Origin of the sequence: Streptomyces sp. NBC_01296 (assembly GCF_035984415.1) — a bacterium.
Taxonomy (GTDB): Bacteria; Actinomycetota; Actinomycetes; order Streptomycetales; family Streptomycetaceae; genus Streptomyces.
Map to the genome: position 1 here is coordinate 979,105 of NZ_CP130720.1, position 15,465 is coordinate 994,569.

The following is a 15,465-nucleotide window of genomic DNA, read 5'->3' on the forward strand; positions in this document are numbered from 1 at the left end:
CCTCCACCTGTGACGGTGGGAGCAGGGTCATCCGGATGCCGCAGGCCAGGTACGGGCTGAACGGCGCCGCCAGGTTCGCGCCGACGGTCTCGGTTCAAGGACCGCGACCGGCGTCCCTTCACGCTATGAGCAGGCGGAGGCCGAGATCTTCCGCGTCGAGGTCGGCGAGGTCGCTGTTGCGCTCGGCCCACCGGCCGGAGTGGAGGTCGTCGCTGAGGCTTCGCACTGCCCGCTGCTCGGCCTCCGGCCCGACCCGCGTCCACACCGACATCGCACGGCGCACGTGCTCCTCCAGATACGCCCCCGGTCGGCGCCAGTACGCTTCGAACAGACCGTCAGCGCAGTCCCACGGGACGGGCACCGGCTCAGCACGGGCGCCGATCGCGTCGGCCATCCCGGCAAGCGAGGGAAAATCTGCGAGGACTGCGGCGAACTCGGGCAGGTAGTCGCGGGTAAGCCAGAACCGGTCCCGCCATCCGGGCTCGTCGGTGTCGAACGTGAGCACCACCACGCGGTGGGCCACGCGGCGCATCTCGCGCAGCCCCGCCATCGGGTCCCCCCAGTGGTGAACGGTGGAGACGGCCATCGCGACGTCGAAGGACTGGTCCTCGAAGGGCAGGCTCTCCGCGGCGGCGGCCACGCACGGCGCCGAGCCGGCGGGCCGCTGCCCCCGCATGACCGCCGACGGCTCCACGGCAGTCACGTCACGATCAGCAGGCTCGTAGGAGCCGGTGCCGGCCCCGACGTTCAGTACCGTCTGCGCGTCCCCGAGCGCGTCCAAGATCTGCGCGGCGAACCGCGGCTCGGTACACCGTGTCGTGGTGTAGGCGCCGCCGATCGCGTCGTACAGCCGTGCACCGAGCATCTCCAGTTGCTCCTCCGGTGTCACCTTCAGTCCCTTCGCCCGTGTCTCAAGTTCCCTGTCGATGGCCGCCACCATGGCGTCAGCGCGATCACGCCGCTCCAGCAGCAGGCCGCGCAGTCGGCGCAGGTGCGCGACCGCGTCGGTGGACGAGTCGCCAACCAGTTCCGCAATCTCCCGCAGCCCGAAGCCCAGCCGCCGGTAGGCCAGCGCCTCCCTCAGCCGCTCCACGTCGCCCGCCGAGTAGGCCCGGTACCCGGCCGCGGTCCGCGCCGACGGACGCACGAGTCCGATCTCGTCGTAGTGATGCAGCGTGCGGACGCTCACCCCGGCCAGTTCGGCCACGCGTCCCACGGTCCAGTGATCCTCCACGGGACCGACCATGCAGCCTGACGTCACGTGAGGGTCAAGAGCCTCACTCGCGGCGGCAAGCGCCGACGCGAAGCAGCGGTCCGAGGCGACTCCTGCAAGCCTTCTGGCAAGTCCAGCCGCCGTCCACGTGCTGGCCGGTCCATCGGCTGTCGGCGGAGTCGTTTTGGGATCGAATTTGAGCCAAACCCGACCAGAATGATCGTTTCCTTCCCGCAACCCTGCTCTGATCGTGGCCGAAGACAACCGCACGGGGTTGCAGATCGGCCACAGTGGGAAGGTTTGGTGCGCCAAATGGCGAGAATTGCTCGATGTTCGTCCCCGTGGCAGTAGCGGATCGGTGCAGGGTTTCCTTCGAAGGGCAGCCCGCTCGCGCTTGTGGTCCGCACACTGATGTGCGCCGAAAGGGAGGTAGGGATCCCATGAAAGTGCAGGACATCGAACTTCCCATACCGCGGATGCCGTACCCGGTGCGGCTGAATCCGTACCTGCCGGTCCTGCGCCAGGAGACCGAGACGTGGGCGCGTGAGATGGGCATGCTGGCCGGCGACGAAACGCCGTCGGACCGGCCGATATGGACCCGGTCCCAGTTCCATGCCATGGCTGTCGACCAGCTGACCGCGTGGACCCTCCCTGACGCCTCGCTCCTCGGCCTCCGGCTCAATCACCGGTTCAACCTCTGGGCTCTGGCCTGGGACGACTACTTCGCCTCCGCCTTCAAGCAGACGGGCGACCTCGCGGGCGCGCAGGCCTTCACCGCCCGTCTCCATGCCTTCCTGCCTGCGGAACCGGGAGCCCGGTTGCCGGAGTCGGTCAATGCCGTCGAGAAGGGGTTGGCCGACCTCCAGCAACGCCTGTTCCCGCCGAGACTCGCGCACTGGAGACAGCGGCTCAACAGGGCGCTAGCACGTTACATCGACGCCGGAGTCCAGGAACTGGTCAACAGCCGCTCCGGCCGCGTCCCCGACCTCATCGAGTACGCGCAGTTCCGCCGTGAGAGCTTCGCCGCGTACACCGCCCCCTACTCCGTCGAGCTCGCCACCGGCGCCCGGATCCCCGAGCAGATCCGGCACACCCGGCCCGTCTGCGCTCTCCTCGACGCCTTCATGGACTACATGGGCCTGGCGAACGACATCGCCTCCTACCAGCGGGAAGTCCACGACGAGTACGACGTCAACAACCTCGTCGTCGTCCTCGCGACGTCTCGGGGCAGCACCGTCCAGGAGGCGATGCACGCCGCCGCGGATCTGGTGACCGCCCGGCTGCGCCACTTCGAGCACCTCGTGCAGAGCGAACTGCCCCCACTCGTCCAGCGAGCCGGACTGGACCAGGGCGAACGGATCGAGCTGGAGGCCTGGCTCCGCGGTGCGAGGAGTTTCCTGTCCGGGCTCCACGCCTGGTACACCGGGGCACCCCGCTACGCCCCCGTGAGCGGTTCCGTACCGGAGCAGCGGAAGGCCGGCGCCACGGTGCCCGCCCGCGCGCGGCATCCCTCGGCGTCGTAAGGCACCAGGACGCGGGGTCGGGGGACGCGGGGTCGGGACGCGGGGTCGGGAACGAACCGAGGGGCCGGCGAACCATGTGGTCCGCCGGCCCCTCGGCCGTGGGCTCGGCGCTGATGCGCCGTACCGGGCCTATCGCATCCGCAGGAACCGCCTCAGCCGCGCCCGCCACGAGACGCGGGGTACGGAATCCGGCATGCGCGGTGCCATGGGCATCCCGGTGGTCGGCGGGGGCGGCGCCGGCAAGGGAGTCGCCCGCAGCTCACGGGCTTCACGAGGACGGGCGGCGAACTTCACGGGCAGCGCCGTCAGATGCCGGGCCCAGGTCGAGGAACGCCAGGTGAGCTCGGACTCGTGGACGGCCAGGCTGATGTCGGGCAGCCGGGTGAGCAGGATGTCGATGCCGGTATCGGCGATGACACGGCCGATGTCCTGGCCGGGGCACTCGTGGGCGCCCGCGCTGAAGGACAGGTGCGCGCGGTTGTGGTGCACGCGGGTCGAGGGGTCCCGGCGGACCGCCTGATCGACATTGCCGGCGGCCAGGCCGAGCAGCAGCATGTCCCCCGCCTTGATCTCCTGCCCTCCGAGCGTGGTGTCACCGGTGGCCCATCGGCCCGGGCACACCATCAGCGGCGGCTCGTCCCACAGCACCTGCTCCACCGCTTCGGGCAGGGTCATCTGGCCACCGGCCAACGACCCGCGGAACCGCGGGTCGGTGACCGACATCCGCAGCACGTTGGCCATGAGGTTGGCGGTGGTCTCGTAGCCCGCGAGCAGGATGAGGCGCAGGTGGTGCTGCACCTCCTCGTCGCTGAGACCGGCCGGGTGGGCCATCAGCACGGATGCGATGTCCTGCCCGGGCAGGAGACGCTTGGCGGCGACGAGCTCCTTGAGGGTCTCCAGCACATAGGCGTTGCTGGCGAGCGACGTCTCGGTGGCCTTGAAGAGGTCCCGGGCGGCGTGGACGAGCTTGGGGCCGTCCTCGTCCGGCATGCCGAGCAGGTGGGTGAGGACGAGCATCGGCAGGGGCTCGGCGAACTCACCGACCAGCTCCGTCCCGCCGCTCTCACTGAACCTGTCGATCAACTGGTGTGCGAAGCGGGTGATGTGACGGCGGATCCCGCGCTGGTCGAACTGGTTGAGTCCGGCGGTGACGGCGCCGCGCAGGCGCTGGTGCTCCTCGCCGTCCGCGCACACGCAGTCGGGACGCCAGCCGATCATCGGCACGAGCGGCGAGGTCTCCGGGTCGATCTCGCCGCTCCTCCAGCCGTGCCAGGTGCGGGGGTCGCGGGAGAACTGGGTGGAGCGGGTGGCCACGTCGCGGTTCTCGAGGTACCCCAGGACGAGCCAGGCTCGTACGTCCCCTTCGAGCAGGACGGGCGCCACCGGACCGTGCTCGGCTCTCAGCTTCTCGTACAGCCCCATGGGATCGGTCTCGGCAGCGGCGCCGTGGAGCCGGGTCACTCCCCCGGCGCCCGTGGCGGTGTGGGCCGGGCAACCCGGGGGCGGGACGAGCCCCGGTTCGGTCGTGGCGCGGTCGGCGGGCGGAACGGTCATGCTGACTCCTGGGCGGCGGCGAGGGTGCACAGGTAGCCCATCAGCGAGAGCAGGGCGTCGCGGCAGGACGATCGGTCGCGCGCGTCACAGGTCACGATGGGCACGGATTCGTTGAGGTCCAGAGCGGTCCGCAGAGCTGTCAGCGGATGCTGCGGGGCCTCGGGGAAGGAGTTGACGGCCACGACGAAGGGGACGCGGCGGTCTTCCAGGCGGGTGATGATCTCGAAGCAGACTTCGATCCTGCGGGTGTCGACGAGGACCACGGCGCCGAGCGCGCCTTCGAAGATGCCGTTCCAAAGGAACCAGAAGCGCTCCTGGCCCGGTGTCCCGAAGAGATAGAGGATCAGCTCCTCGTTGATGCTGATGCGGCCGAAGTCCATCGCAACGGTGGTGGTGTTCTTGCCCTCGGCCCCGGGATTGTAGTCGATCCCGACGCCGGCCTGCGTCATGGTCTCTTCGGTCGTCAGGGGCGAGATCTCGCTCACCGCCCCGACCATCGTCGTCTTGCCGACCCCGAAGCCGCCGACAATCACCACCTTGACGCCCCTGGCGCCGTGCGGCAGCAGCACGTCGGTGCCGCGGGGGCCCGCGGCGGGTACGTCAGAGATTGCGTAGTCCATGGATCACCGCCTCCAGAAGGCCGAGTTCGGGGACCGCAGCGACAGGAACCGGGGCGATCGCCTCGACCCGCTCGTCCTCGACGAGCTGGGAGAGCAGCGCCGTGAGGACGCTGAACGGCAGACTGAGATACGCGGATATCTCGGCCACCGACAGCGGGTACTGGCACATGGCGAGGATCGCCGCCTGCTCGGGCTGCATCGCGGGTTCGGGTACGGACCTCGATGTGATGAGGGTGACCAGGTTGAAGGCCTTGGCCGACGAACCGGGGCCACCGGAGATGACATAGAGCGGTACGGGACTGCCTTCGTCCCATGCGCCGTAGTGCTCTGACGTCACATCGCCTGCCCTACGTCATCACGAGGGGGGCTTGTCATGTGCTGGCCGATCCTGAACACGAGCGTACGCATGCGGTCGCCCAGGAGCCCCGCGTCCACCTCCTCATCGGCCAGTACCGCGAGGTAGGCCCCGGGTCCGGCCGCCATCAGGGAGAAGTACCCGCCGTCGACCTCGATCCCGACCATGCGCGTCGAGCCGTCTCCGTGGGGGAACTTCTGCGCGATGGCCCTCGCCAGGCTCTGCATCCCCGAGCAGGCGGCGGCGATCGCGTCAGCGGTGTCGGTCTCCGTGTTCGCTTGACCGATGCACAGACCGTCCGACGAGAGCGCGACCACGTGTCGCACGTAGGGGACGCTGGACGCGAGCTCCTTGAGCATCCAGTCCATGTTGGGCAGTGGCGTCACGGTTATTCATCCTCATCTGATGGCTCGCTGGGCTGGCGGGGCTGGCTGGAAGGGCCGGTGCCCGATCTCTTCTCGCCGTTGAACGCCTCCCACATCAGGCCCGGCTGCCGGGCCGCGCCGGCCGATCCGGGGGAGGCGGTCGGGGCAGTGGGAGGAGGGGGGCTGGTGCGGACGACCGGTGTCGGGACGGGCGATTCCCGTCGCCGCTGCGGCAGCCCGTTCGCGCTCTGCCTGACCTCGACGGGCTCGCGCGTCATCGTCGGCTTCGGCACGACCGGAGCGCCCATGCGCTTCGGCGCGAACGGTTGGACTTTCTGGGGCTGTTGCTCGACCGTGGTGATCAGGCGCCGCGGGACGAGCACCACGGCCCGTACTCCTCCGTAGGCGGAGGGGCGAAGATCGACCTCGAGGCCGTTCTCACGGGCCAGCCTGCTGACGACGGGCAGGCCGAGCTGCGTCGCCTCGCCCAGGTCGGCCAGGTCCAGGCTGGAGGACGCCTGTGCCATCACGCGGTCGATGCGCTGCCGGACCTCCTCGGTGAGCCCGACCCCGCGGTCCTCGATCTCGATGGCGATGCCGGACGGCACCTCGCTCGCGCTCACCTCGACCGGGGTGTGCGGCGGCGAGAACGTCGTGGCGTTGTCGAGCAGTTCGGCGAGCAGGTGGATCAAGGGCTCGGCTCCCGGACCGACGACGGCGACCTCCGTCACCGACTGCAGCTTCACCCGGGGATAGTCCACGATGCGCGACATGGCGCCCCGTACGACGTCATAGAGCGGGATCGCTTTCGACCACTGACGGCCGGGCCGGGCGTCGCCGAGGACGGCGACGCTGGCCGCAAGGCGCCCGATCAGGGCGTTGCGATGGTCGATGGCCTGCAGGCCGTGGGAGACGACGAGATCCGTACCGTGCAGGATCTGCATGTCACGGAGGTCCTTGGCGAGCTGGTGCACGATCGCCTGGACCCGGCGCGCGATCGCCACCAGGGCCCGCTGCGAGGAGTCCCGCGTCCGCTCCTCGGCCTCCACCGCTTCCAGGAGCGTCCGCAGAGCCGCCCGGAGGGCTTCGGCGAAGTCGCTGTCGAGATGCTCCCCGAACGTGACGGCCTGCAGGATCTCCGCAGCAGGGTCGCCCTTCTGCATACGGGCGACGGCCGCGGGGAGCAGCTCTTCGGCGAGCCACACCATGGTGGCCCGCTGATCGGACAGGCGCCCGAACAGTGCTGCTTCGCGTTGCGCGTAGTACTGCTGTACCTCGGCAGTCACCCGCGCGTACCGGGTCTGCTCCGCCGCGCGCGCCCGGCGTGCCGTCTCCGCCGAGGTGATGGCCGTCAGGACGACCGCGACGAGACCGCACCAGGCAACCGGCGTACGTATCTGCGCGGGGACGGAGACCAGCGCTATGCCGCAGGCCCCGGCCAGAAGGCCGGGAGGGATGAGCCATGCCGGAGCCATTGCACGTGGCAAGCCTCCGGGGGTTGAACCGGTACGAACCATCGAGGGGTCCCTAAACACTCTGGAATGAATGGACTGGGGGTGGTGCGGTGCGGCGGCGGGAGCGGTCGGGACGTCGCCCGGCCGAGCGCGGGTGATGCCATGGGTGCCCCCGACGGGTCGGTTCGAGATCGCATCGGTGGTCACGTCTCCCTGCGGCCGGGTCTCCATCCACATCCACGCGCGACACAGCATTCGGTTACTCGCTGTGAGTGCAGCGCAACACGCAGGGGAGAATAGTCAGTTCGGGTACACCATGTGACCTTGCTGGAACGGGAAGCTCCGCGTTGACCGACCTGGACCCGCAATTGATCGATCGCTGTCATGGCGCACACTGCAAACGCAGGGAATCGACCACATCTGACAGCCTGGCGGCCGCGGCTCCCCGCCCTCGACGTCCGCCACCATCTCCCGTGGGGCGCCACGCCCGGGATCCGTCGGCGCGGGGGCCGGTCCGGACATGTCCTCGTCATCGGCCGGATCGCGAGGGACCGGACGCGCCGCCCGGACGGTGCGACGGGTCAGGCGCTCGTCGCGGCGCCGGACGGGAGCCGGGCGGCGACGGTCAACGACCGGCCCCCAGGGTTCCCCCGTTCAAGTGACGACCGCGAACCCCCATTGACGGCTGTTCCCCGTCGACGCCTGCGCGGCGGCGGGATCCTGCCGACTTTTCGTCTCACGGGCGGGGGAACCGCACGCCCGTTGGACCCACACGAGGGTGAGCGGGATGCCGATCGAGACGGGGAACGCCGGGTCGCGCGCCAGGCCGGGGCGGACCCGTCCGGCGCGGCCACGGCGCTCCGGGCCGGCGGCCGAGCTCACCCCCGTGAAGCTCGACCTCGACCCGGCCGGAACCGCCACCACTTGCGTCCTCGACACTCCAGTGGCGACGAAGCATTGGTAACGTACACCAGAGTGACCGCCCGGCGTCAACCAAAGTGTTGCCGGGGCCGGCCCTAGGGGCTTCGAGAAACACTGTGGTGGGCAAAGACTCGGCATCACACCAAGGAGGTCGTGTACGTGGAGGATGACCAGTCGCCCACCTTCGCCCAACTCCTGGACCACCTCTTCCGCGAGGTGCACCCGCCTTCCCGGGGGCCCTACACCTACGCGGAGGTCGCCGAGGGAATCCGCAAGGCCGCGACCGGAGAGGGGCGCGGGGTGACGGCGAGTGCCATCCAGCAACTGCGCACCGGCGCCAAGCGGAACCCGACGCGACACACCATCAAGGCCCTGGCCGACTTCTTCGGCGTACCGGCGGGCTACTTCGTCGACAGCGCGGCGGCCGAACGCACCAAGGCGGAGATCGGCCTCCTCGCCGCCATGCGCGACCAGGACGTCCGCAAGGTGGCCCTGCGCGCCAACGGCCTGAGCGTCGACAGCCTGAAGATGCTGTCCACCGTGATCGAACAGGCCCGGAAACTCGAAGGGCTCACCACCGACGACCCCGCGCAGGACCTCGACCTGGACGACTGAACCGCGCCCCGACACGGCAGACCCCCTGGTGGTCGTTCAACGACAGGGGGCATCAGGCGCTTCCCGGCACAAGCCCGGCATCCCGATCCGCACGGCCCGACGCGGCGGCACCCCGCCCTCGAAGCGGAGTCGCGAACATGTCAACATTGGGCGCGCGTACCGGGCTTCCAGGGAGGGGTGCGCCCCGACCGGCGTCACCAGGGTGAGGACATGGACCTTGAGCAGCTTCGCGCCACGTGTGAGGCGCGCATCGAGGCGCTTCGACTCCCGCACCGCTTCAGCACCCGCGACCTCCGCGACGCCGTGGCCGAACAACGCGGACGCCCCATCATCCTGCGCCCCCTGAGCACCCTGGGCGCCATGGACGCTCCGTGCGGCATCCGCCTGGAGACCCCGGACGCCGACCTGTTGTTCTACGAGGAGGCCACCTCCCCCCTCCACCAGAACCACATCCTCGCCCACGAGATCAGCCACATCATCTGCGACCACCCCGGCAGCCTGGAACTGGACCAGGACACCCTGCGCGCGATCGGGTTCAACCCCACCCTCGTGCAGCGCATGTCCGGCCGGACCAGCTATACCAGTGAGGACGAACGCGAGGCCGAGGTGATGGCCAGCGTGATCCGACAACTCATGTACCGGGGACGCGAAAGCCCGTCGAGCCGGCCCGCCAGCGGCGCCGAGAGCTGGGACGCACTGTTCGCCGAGCCACACAGGAAGAAACGCCACCGGAAATGATCAACATCCTGTTCACGGGCACGGCCGTCGTGCTGTTGTGCTTCGCCGCCTACTGGGTGCGAGGACGCGGCGGACACCGTCCCACGGGCACCTGGGCGGTGGCGGCGCTGCTGACCTCGTTCGCCCTCGCCTTCGCCTCCTACACCCCCGCCGTGGAACGCGCGGTCGAATCGGTGGTCCCCCACGTCGCCGGACTCCTCAGCAATACCTTCACCCTGACGGCGGCCACCTCGGTCCTCGCCTTCCTCTTCCAGCTCAACCTGGACCGCGAAGGGGCCCACCGGCAGATCCGACTGCGCGTCATCGCCCTCGCGCTCTCCGTCGCCGGCATGACCGCCTTCTTCGTCGCCGAGCAGCTCACCGGACGAAACCCGGTGTTGTACGCGTGCTACGTGCTCATCTACATCTCCTACCTGGGGTACACGGCCAAGGACTTCCTGCTGCAGACCTGGGCCCAGTCCAAGCGCTCGACCCGCCGCAGTCAGCGCTGGGGCCTGCGCACGACCTCGGTCGGCTGTGGCTTCGCCCTCGTCTACGCCGCGTACAAGCTCTTCGCCCTGGTCTCCATCGGGCTCGGCCTGGGGCTCGTGCCCGACCACGCCCGGTGCTCGAGCCCGCTGACCCCCTTCCGCTGCACGTTCAGCGTGACCGCGCCCGCCGTCGCCGTCCTCCTCATCACCGTCGGACTCACCCTCCCCGCCCTGCTGTGGCCGCTCAGCCAACTGCGCCGCCGTCGCTGGGAACGGAACTCGTTCACCGCGCTGGAACCCCTGTGGCGGGAGGTCACCTCGGGGGTCCCCGAGGTCGTGCTCGACCCGGGCAACACCGAGGCCGACACCCACGACCTCGACTTCCACCTCCACCGCCGGGTCATCGAGATCAACGACTGCGTGCTGGCCCTGCGCCGGTACCGTCAGGCATCGGTACGGGACGCCGCCGCAGCCGAGGTCGCCCGCCGGGGCACGGCCGACACCCCCGAGGGCGACGCCGAGGTGGAGGCGGCGGTCATCGCCGCGGCCGTCGCCGCGAAACACGCCGGACTCCCCCTCGACGGCGACGAGGCCCCGCCCGCCGCCGGCACCCGCTCCCGCAAGGGCGACCTCCCGGCGGAAACCGCGTGGCTGCTGCTCGTGGCGGAGGCCTACGCGCGACGGCCCGCCCCCGAGAACGCGGGAGCGGCCTCGTGAGCGCCCCGCGGCAGGACCCGCTGCGCGACCCGCGCTTCTTCGCCGACCCGTACCCCACCTACGACCGGCTGCGCGAGGGCTGTCCCGTCCAACGGATCCCCACCGGGTCCGGCGGACACCACGCGTACCTGATCACCGGCCACCCCGAGGCCCGCGAGGCGTTCACCGACCCGCGCCTGTCCAAGGACACGGCCCGCTTCTTCGCCGACAAGCCCTCGAACCGCGACCTGCACCCGGCGATCTCCCGCAACATGCTCGCGAGCGATCCTCCCGAGCACACCCGCCAACGGCGGGTGGCGACGCCCCTGTTCACCACCGGACGCGTCCGGGAACTGCGGCCCTTCATCACCCGCGTCGTCGACGACCTCACGGCCGCGTGGCGACCGGGCGCGGAGGTCGACCTGGTGGCCGAACTGGCGGTGCCCCTGCCGGTCACCGTCGTCTGCGAGCTGCTGGGCGTGCCGGAATCCGACCGCGCCACGCTCGCGGGCTGGTCCCACGACCTCTTCGACGCGACCGACACCGACCGCGTCGACGCCGCGTCGCACCGGATCGGCGACTACCTGACCCACCTCGTCGACACGGCCCGCGCCACCCCCGGCGACGGCCCGCTCCACTCCCTCCTGCGCGACTGCGACGAGGGCGGCCTCGACCGGGACGAGACCGTCTCCCTCGCCGCCCTCCTCCTGGTCGCCGGGCACGAGACCACCACCCACTTCATCGGCAACGCCGTCCTGGCCCTGCTCCGGCACCCGGAGGCGTTCGACCGCCTGCGCCGGGACCCGGACCTGATCCCCGGTGCCCTGGACGAACTGCTCCGCTTCGACTCCCCGGTGAGCGTGGCCACCTTCCGTCACAGCACGGAGGACCTGCGCGTCGGCGGGGTTGACATCCCGGCGGGCTTCCCGGTGCTCATCGCCCCCGGGGCCGCGAACCGCGACCCGGCGGCGTTCCCGGGCCCGGACCGCCTCGACCTCGACCGCGACGCCGGCGGCCACCTCTCCTTCGGGCACGGCATCCACCGCTGCCCGGGCGCCCCCCTGGCCCGCGCCGAGGCGGAAATCGCGCTGCGCACCCTGGTGACCCGCTTCCCGGACACCCGCCTGGCCGTCCCCGCAGAATCCCTGACCTGGCGCCGAACCCGCCTCACCCGCGGCCTGTCCACCCTCCCTCTGACCCTCTGACCCAAGACCCACCGGCCCACGACCCCCGCCGTGGATCGGTGCCCGCTCTCCGGGCGGGGGCACCGGCTCGTCAGGCGCAGTTGACGGTCACCTGGCCGCTGCCCCCGTTACTGGAGATGCCGATCGTGAACCGGCCGTTCGCGGGCGGCTGCTCGGCCCGACCGCCCAGTGTGATCACCTGCGAGGCATGGGCGGCGAGGGACCCACCGCCCTGACTGATGGTGACCCCGGCGGGCAGCTGACCGACCGACCAGTTCAGGTTGCCACCTCCACTGTTACGGACCACCAGGGTGTTCGGCCACCCGCCGTTCGCGCAGTACTCCTGGACGCTGGTCGGACTCAGCGTCAGCACCGGCGGGGCGGCCGGAGCAGGCGTGCTCGACTGCCTCGGTTGCGCCGGCTGCGTCGTCCGGACCGGCGAGGCGCTGCTACCGCTGCGGGCGGGCGGGCTGGAGGCGGCGGGCGTCGGCGGGTCCACCTCCGCGGCAGGGGCGCTCCCGCTGGGGACGGGCGCCGGGCTGCTGCTGTCGGAGGAGACCGAAGGGGCAGGGGCGCCGGGCGCATCGGCCGACGGGGCACTGGTCGGCGTGGCCGTCGCCTGCGGCAGGGCAGTTGCGGGTTCATGGCCCAGCTGCCGGCCGATGATCACCCCGCCCAGAGCCACCACCATGACGCCACCGATGATCAGCGCCATCGTCTTCATCTTCTTCTTGGCACGCTTCTGATGCGACTTCTTCTCCGGATGCCCCGTACGTCCGCCCTGGACGATGATGCCGTCGCCGACCGCCCGGGGATCATCCTGCTTCGGACCGATCGCCCGGGGATCATCCTGCTTCGGACCGATCGCCCGGGGATCGTCCTGCTTCGGACCGATCGCCCGAGGATCGTCCTGCTTGGGGCCGATCGATTGCGCCGAGCCGTGGGAGTCTGGAGCCTCGCGTCCCCCCTGGACGATGATGCCGTCCTGGCCCGGGGTCGGGTCGGTGTATCCCCCGTCGGCCCCCGGGGTGGTCCCCGGGGACGCGCTCGACGCGTGCTCGCCACCCGCATGGTCCGTCGCGTGCGGATCCATGCCCTCCGTGTGTGCGCTGTTCTCCGGACGAGGCACGTCCGGCTCACCTCTACCGTCGCTCATGGCGCGAAGTCCCCCTTTGGCCACATGATGTGCGGTCGGAACAGGTCTCGCTGCCACGGACACGGCCCATGACGACGAGGCTGCTCATACTCAGCCACTCTTCGGCCACGAGGTCCAGCCCGGTGACGTGCCGACAACGTCCCGATCTCGTACCGGAATTCGCCGAGTGCACCGAAAGGTCTCGGTCAGCTCTGCGGCTCCCCGGGCAGGCGGCCTCTACCCCTGGTGGAGGACGGCGTCGGCGAGCTTGTCCCCGGGGATCGGCGGCCGGATCTTGCCGCAGAACTCTGCTTCGATCACGTTGAGGTAGAGCGAACCGTCCCGAAGCCAATCGCCGTTGACGTTGAACGTCAGCTGATGGTCCCCGTCCGGCGTTCCGAACATTCCGGACAACGAGCCGTTCGTACGTCCGCTCTTGCCCACCACCTTCACGCCGCAGGACAGGGTCGCGAACTCGACCCCGAGTCCGTAACCGAACCCCTCCTCCGCCGGCACCTCGTCGAGCATCTGCCGCATCTGAGCGGGGCGGAGAAGTTCACCGTCCATGAGGGCGCGGTGGAAGCGGTTCAGGTCGCCGGCGGTGGAGATGACCTCGCCGGCGGCGCCCAGCCAGGTCATGTTCTGTTCCGTGGCATCGTGGATCTCGGCGTCGGGCTCGCTCCGGTGGAGTCGCGAGTACCCGACGGGGTGCGGGTTCGGCATCTGCGGAGCGGTACCGGGGAACGACGTTCCCCGCAGCTTCAGCGGGCGGATGACACGGCGCGTGGCCTCGTCGGCGTACGAACGGCCGGTCACCCTCTCGACGACCATGCCGGCGATCACGAAGTTGGTGTTCGAGTAGAACGGCGCCCTTTGCGGGTCGGGCCGCGGCGGATACCTGAGCGCGATCGCAACGAGTTCCTCGGGCGTGTGGGAGTCGTATCGATGTTCCGGGAATCCGGGGCCGGCGGCGTCGTGCACGAACGCGGGGTCGTCGGTGTAGTTGGCGATGCCGCTGGTGTGGTTCAGCAGTTGGCGCAGGGTGATCGTGGAGCCGTCGTAGCCGTTGCCCCGTATCAGGCCGGGCAGCCACCGCTCTACCGTGTCGTCCATGCGCAGTCGCCCCTCGGCCTCCAGTTGGAGGAGAACGGTCGCGATGAACGTCTTGGTGATACTGGCCCCCCGGAAGTGCTCACCGGCCGAACGCTCACGGCTCGTCGCCGTGTCGGCGTAGCCGGCAGCGGCGAACCACCTGGCCCTGCCGTCCTGGATGTGCGCGGCCGCTCCGGGCAATCCGCCCGACTCGACGACGGCGCGCAGGGCGGCGCGCGTGGCGTCGTGCCCGTGTCCCCCTTGTGCGGCGGTCGCGGCATTCGCGGTCGGTGTGAGCACGGCCGCGCCGACAACAGCGGCCAGGGGCAGCGCGAGTACGGCTGTGCGTAACGACCACTGCTTCATGGGTGCAACCTCCGGAGCGCCACTGGAGCACCGGTGTGCCCCTGCTCTCGAAGAGACGCCCGACAGGACGCAGGGGGTTGATTCCGGTGTCAGAGGCTGCTGGCAGCATCGCGTCATGACCTTCATCCGTACCACCCCATCGCGGGCGGTCGACGTCACCGCGGTGTTCCCCCAACTGGCCCCGCTGGCACGCCCGGCGACCCGGTTGCACCCCCGCCCGGGGGCGCCGACGCCGCATGACAGTTCGATCGGCGGGCCGCTGCTGTGGCCCGCCGACGAGCCGTGGCCGCACTGCGACGCCCCGCACGAGGGGGGCGGCTGCTTGCTGGCCGCGGTGCGGGTGGATCAGCGCGTGCGGGCGAGAGCGGCGGCGCACCCGGACGGCACTCCCGGCGTTTCCTCGCGCACGCCGGAGGAGGAAGCGGTCTTGGCGCAGATCGACTGGGACCAAGAGCGACCCGATGGCCCGATCCCCCTGCTGCCCGTCGCCCAGTTGTACGTGCGTGACGTACCCGTGCTGCGCCCGCCCGGACAGGCCGATCTGCTCCAGGTGCTGTGGTGCCCCTTCGACCACCCGGATATGTACATGCCGCGCACTGCTGTGTTCTGGCGGTCCGCGGCCGCCGTCACCGACATCCTCACCTCACCCCCGGAATCGTTCGACGTGGAGTTCGAGGAATACGTGCCCAAGCCGTGCGTGCTCGCGCCGGAGCAGGTCACCGAGCACCCCAACCCCCTGGAGCTGAGCAAGGAGCTGCGAGAGCAGCTGGGCGACTGGGGCAGGTGGGAGGCGGTCGACGCCGCTGTGGACAGCTCCTACGCTCCCTTCCCGGAGTCCTACTACCGCAGCGATCTGTCCGTCGCCCCCGGCTGGAAGGCCGGCGGCTGGCCCCAGTGGGGCTACACCGACCCCGCCCCGCGGCAGTGCCCCGCCTGCGACACCGCGATGGAGCCGCTGCTGACCATCGACACATTCGAATGGGACGGCAGCAGCCGCAGCTGGATCCCGTACGAAGACCAGGCCGCCGCGTCCTCCACCGGCGACCGCCACCGCGACATGTGGCGACCGACCGGTGTCCAGATCGGCAGCGGCTACAAACAGCAGCTCTACGTCTGCCCGGCGGCGCCGGAGCATCCCCACATCGAACTGATGCAGTAGCCGGA

Annotated in this window: 14 protein-coding genes; 6 read left to right on the top strand and 8 right to left on the bottom strand. The window is 70.3% G+C overall.

Annotation, left to right across the window (positions count from 1 at the left end):
- Positions 1-118 precede the first annotated feature (118 nt).
- Positions 119-1,216 carry a MerR family transcriptional regulator gene (locus OG299_RS04770; protein ID WP_327360598.1) on the bottom strand — a complete coding sequence of 366 codons (1,098 nt, stop codon included), beginning with the start codon at positions 1,214-1,216 and terminating at the stop codon, positions 119-121.
- A 437-nt stretch (positions 1,217-1,653) separates the two neighbouring features.
- Between OG299_RS04770 and OG299_RS04775 the strand changes: the two genes are divergently transcribed.
- The gene (locus tag OG299_RS04775) at positions 1,654-2,736 is read left to right on the top strand and encodes a terpene synthase family protein (protein ID WP_327360599.1); all 1,083 of its coding nucleotides are present in this window, start codon (positions 1,654-1,656) and stop codon (positions 2,734-2,736) included.
- 129 nt (positions 2,737-2,865) lie between these two features.
- On the opposite strand, the gene OG299_RS04780 is transcribed toward OG299_RS04775, so the two are convergent.
- Genes OG299_RS04780 through OG299_RS04800 form a run of 5 tightly spaced genes read right to left on the bottom strand, consistent with a single transcriptional unit; the run spans position 2,866 to position 7,105 of the window.
- Entirely contained in the window at positions 2,866-4,290 is a 1,425-nt protein-coding gene (locus tag OG299_RS04780) for a cytochrome P450 (protein WP_266637461.1), read from the bottom strand.
- Positions 4,287-4,910 (bottom strand): GTP-binding protein, encoded by a 624-nt coding sequence (locus OG299_RS04785; RefSeq protein ID WP_327360600.1) that lies wholly within the window; start codon positions 4,908-4,910, stop codon positions 4,287-4,289. The genes OG299_RS04780 and OG299_RS04785 overlap by 4 nt, the downstream gene beginning before the upstream one ends.
- Positions 4,891-5,247: a DUF742 domain-containing protein gene (locus OG299_RS04790; protein ID WP_266637465.1), complete on the bottom strand. Its 357-nt coding sequence runs from the start codon at positions 5,245-5,247 to the stop codon at positions 4,891-4,893. Before OG299_RS04790 ends, OG299_RS04785 begins: the two co-directional genes overlap by 20 nt.
- The gene (locus OG299_RS04795) at positions 5,244-5,633 is read right to left on the bottom strand and encodes a roadblock/LC7 domain-containing protein (RefSeq protein ID WP_266637479.1); all 390 of its coding nucleotides are present in this window, start codon (positions 5,631-5,633) and stop codon (positions 5,244-5,246) included. The genes OG299_RS04790 and OG299_RS04795 overlap by 4 nt, the downstream gene beginning before the upstream one ends.
- 20 nt (positions 5,634-5,653) lie before the next feature.
- Positions 5,654-7,105, bottom strand: coding sequence for an ATP-binding protein (locus tag OG299_RS04800; RefSeq protein WP_266637467.1), 1,452 nt, complete (start codon positions 7,103-7,105; stop codon positions 5,654-5,656).
- Between the two features lie 1,059 nt (positions 7,106-8,164).
- On the opposite strand from OG299_RS04800, the gene OG299_RS04805 reads away from it, so the two are divergent.
- The 4 genes from OG299_RS04805 to OG299_RS04820 all read left to right on the top strand — a co-directional run bounded on the left by OG299_RS04805 (position 8,165) and on the right by OG299_RS04820 (position 11,729).
- A complete protein-coding gene (locus tag OG299_RS04805) occupies positions 8,165-8,620 on the top strand; it encodes a helix-turn-helix domain-containing protein (protein ID WP_266637469.1) in 456 nt (151 codons plus the stop codon).
- Between the two features lie 210 nt (positions 8,621-8,830).
- Entirely contained in the window at positions 8,831-9,358 is a 528-nt protein-coding gene (locus OG299_RS04810; protein ID WP_266637471.1) for a M48 family metalloprotease, read from the top strand.
- Entirely contained in the window at positions 9,355-10,545 is a 1,191-nt protein-coding gene (locus OG299_RS04815; RefSeq protein ID WP_327360601.1) for an MAB_1171c family putative transporter, read from the top strand. The genes OG299_RS04810 and OG299_RS04815 overlap by 4 nt, the downstream gene beginning before the upstream one ends.
- The gene (locus OG299_RS04820; RefSeq protein WP_327360602.1) at positions 10,542-11,729 is read left to right on the top strand and encodes a cytochrome P450 family protein; all 1,188 of its coding nucleotides are present in this window, start codon (positions 10,542-10,544) and stop codon (positions 11,727-11,729) included. The genes OG299_RS04815 and OG299_RS04820 overlap by 4 nt, the downstream gene beginning before the upstream one ends.
- 70 nt (positions 11,730-11,799) lie before the next feature.
- Here the strand turns inward: OG299_RS04820 and OG299_RS04825 are convergent, their stop codons facing one another.
- A complete protein-coding gene (locus tag OG299_RS04825) occupies positions 11,800-12,864 on the bottom strand; it encodes a hypothetical protein (protein ID WP_327360603.1) in 1,065 nt (354 codons plus the stop codon).
- Between the two features lie 216 nt (positions 12,865-13,080).
- Positions 13,081-14,301 (bottom strand): serine hydrolase domain-containing protein, encoded by a 1,221-nt coding sequence (locus OG299_RS04830; protein WP_327360604.1) that lies wholly within the window; start codon positions 14,299-14,301, stop codon positions 13,081-13,083.
- Between the two features lie 115 nt (positions 14,302-14,416).
- Between OG299_RS04830 and OG299_RS04835 the strand changes: the two genes are divergently transcribed.
- On the top strand, positions 14,417-15,460 hold the full coding sequence (locus OG299_RS04835) for a hypothetical protein (RefSeq protein ID WP_327360605.1): 1,044 nt from the start codon (positions 14,417-14,419) through the stop codon (positions 15,458-15,460).
- Positions 15,461-15,465 lie beyond the last annotated feature (5 nt).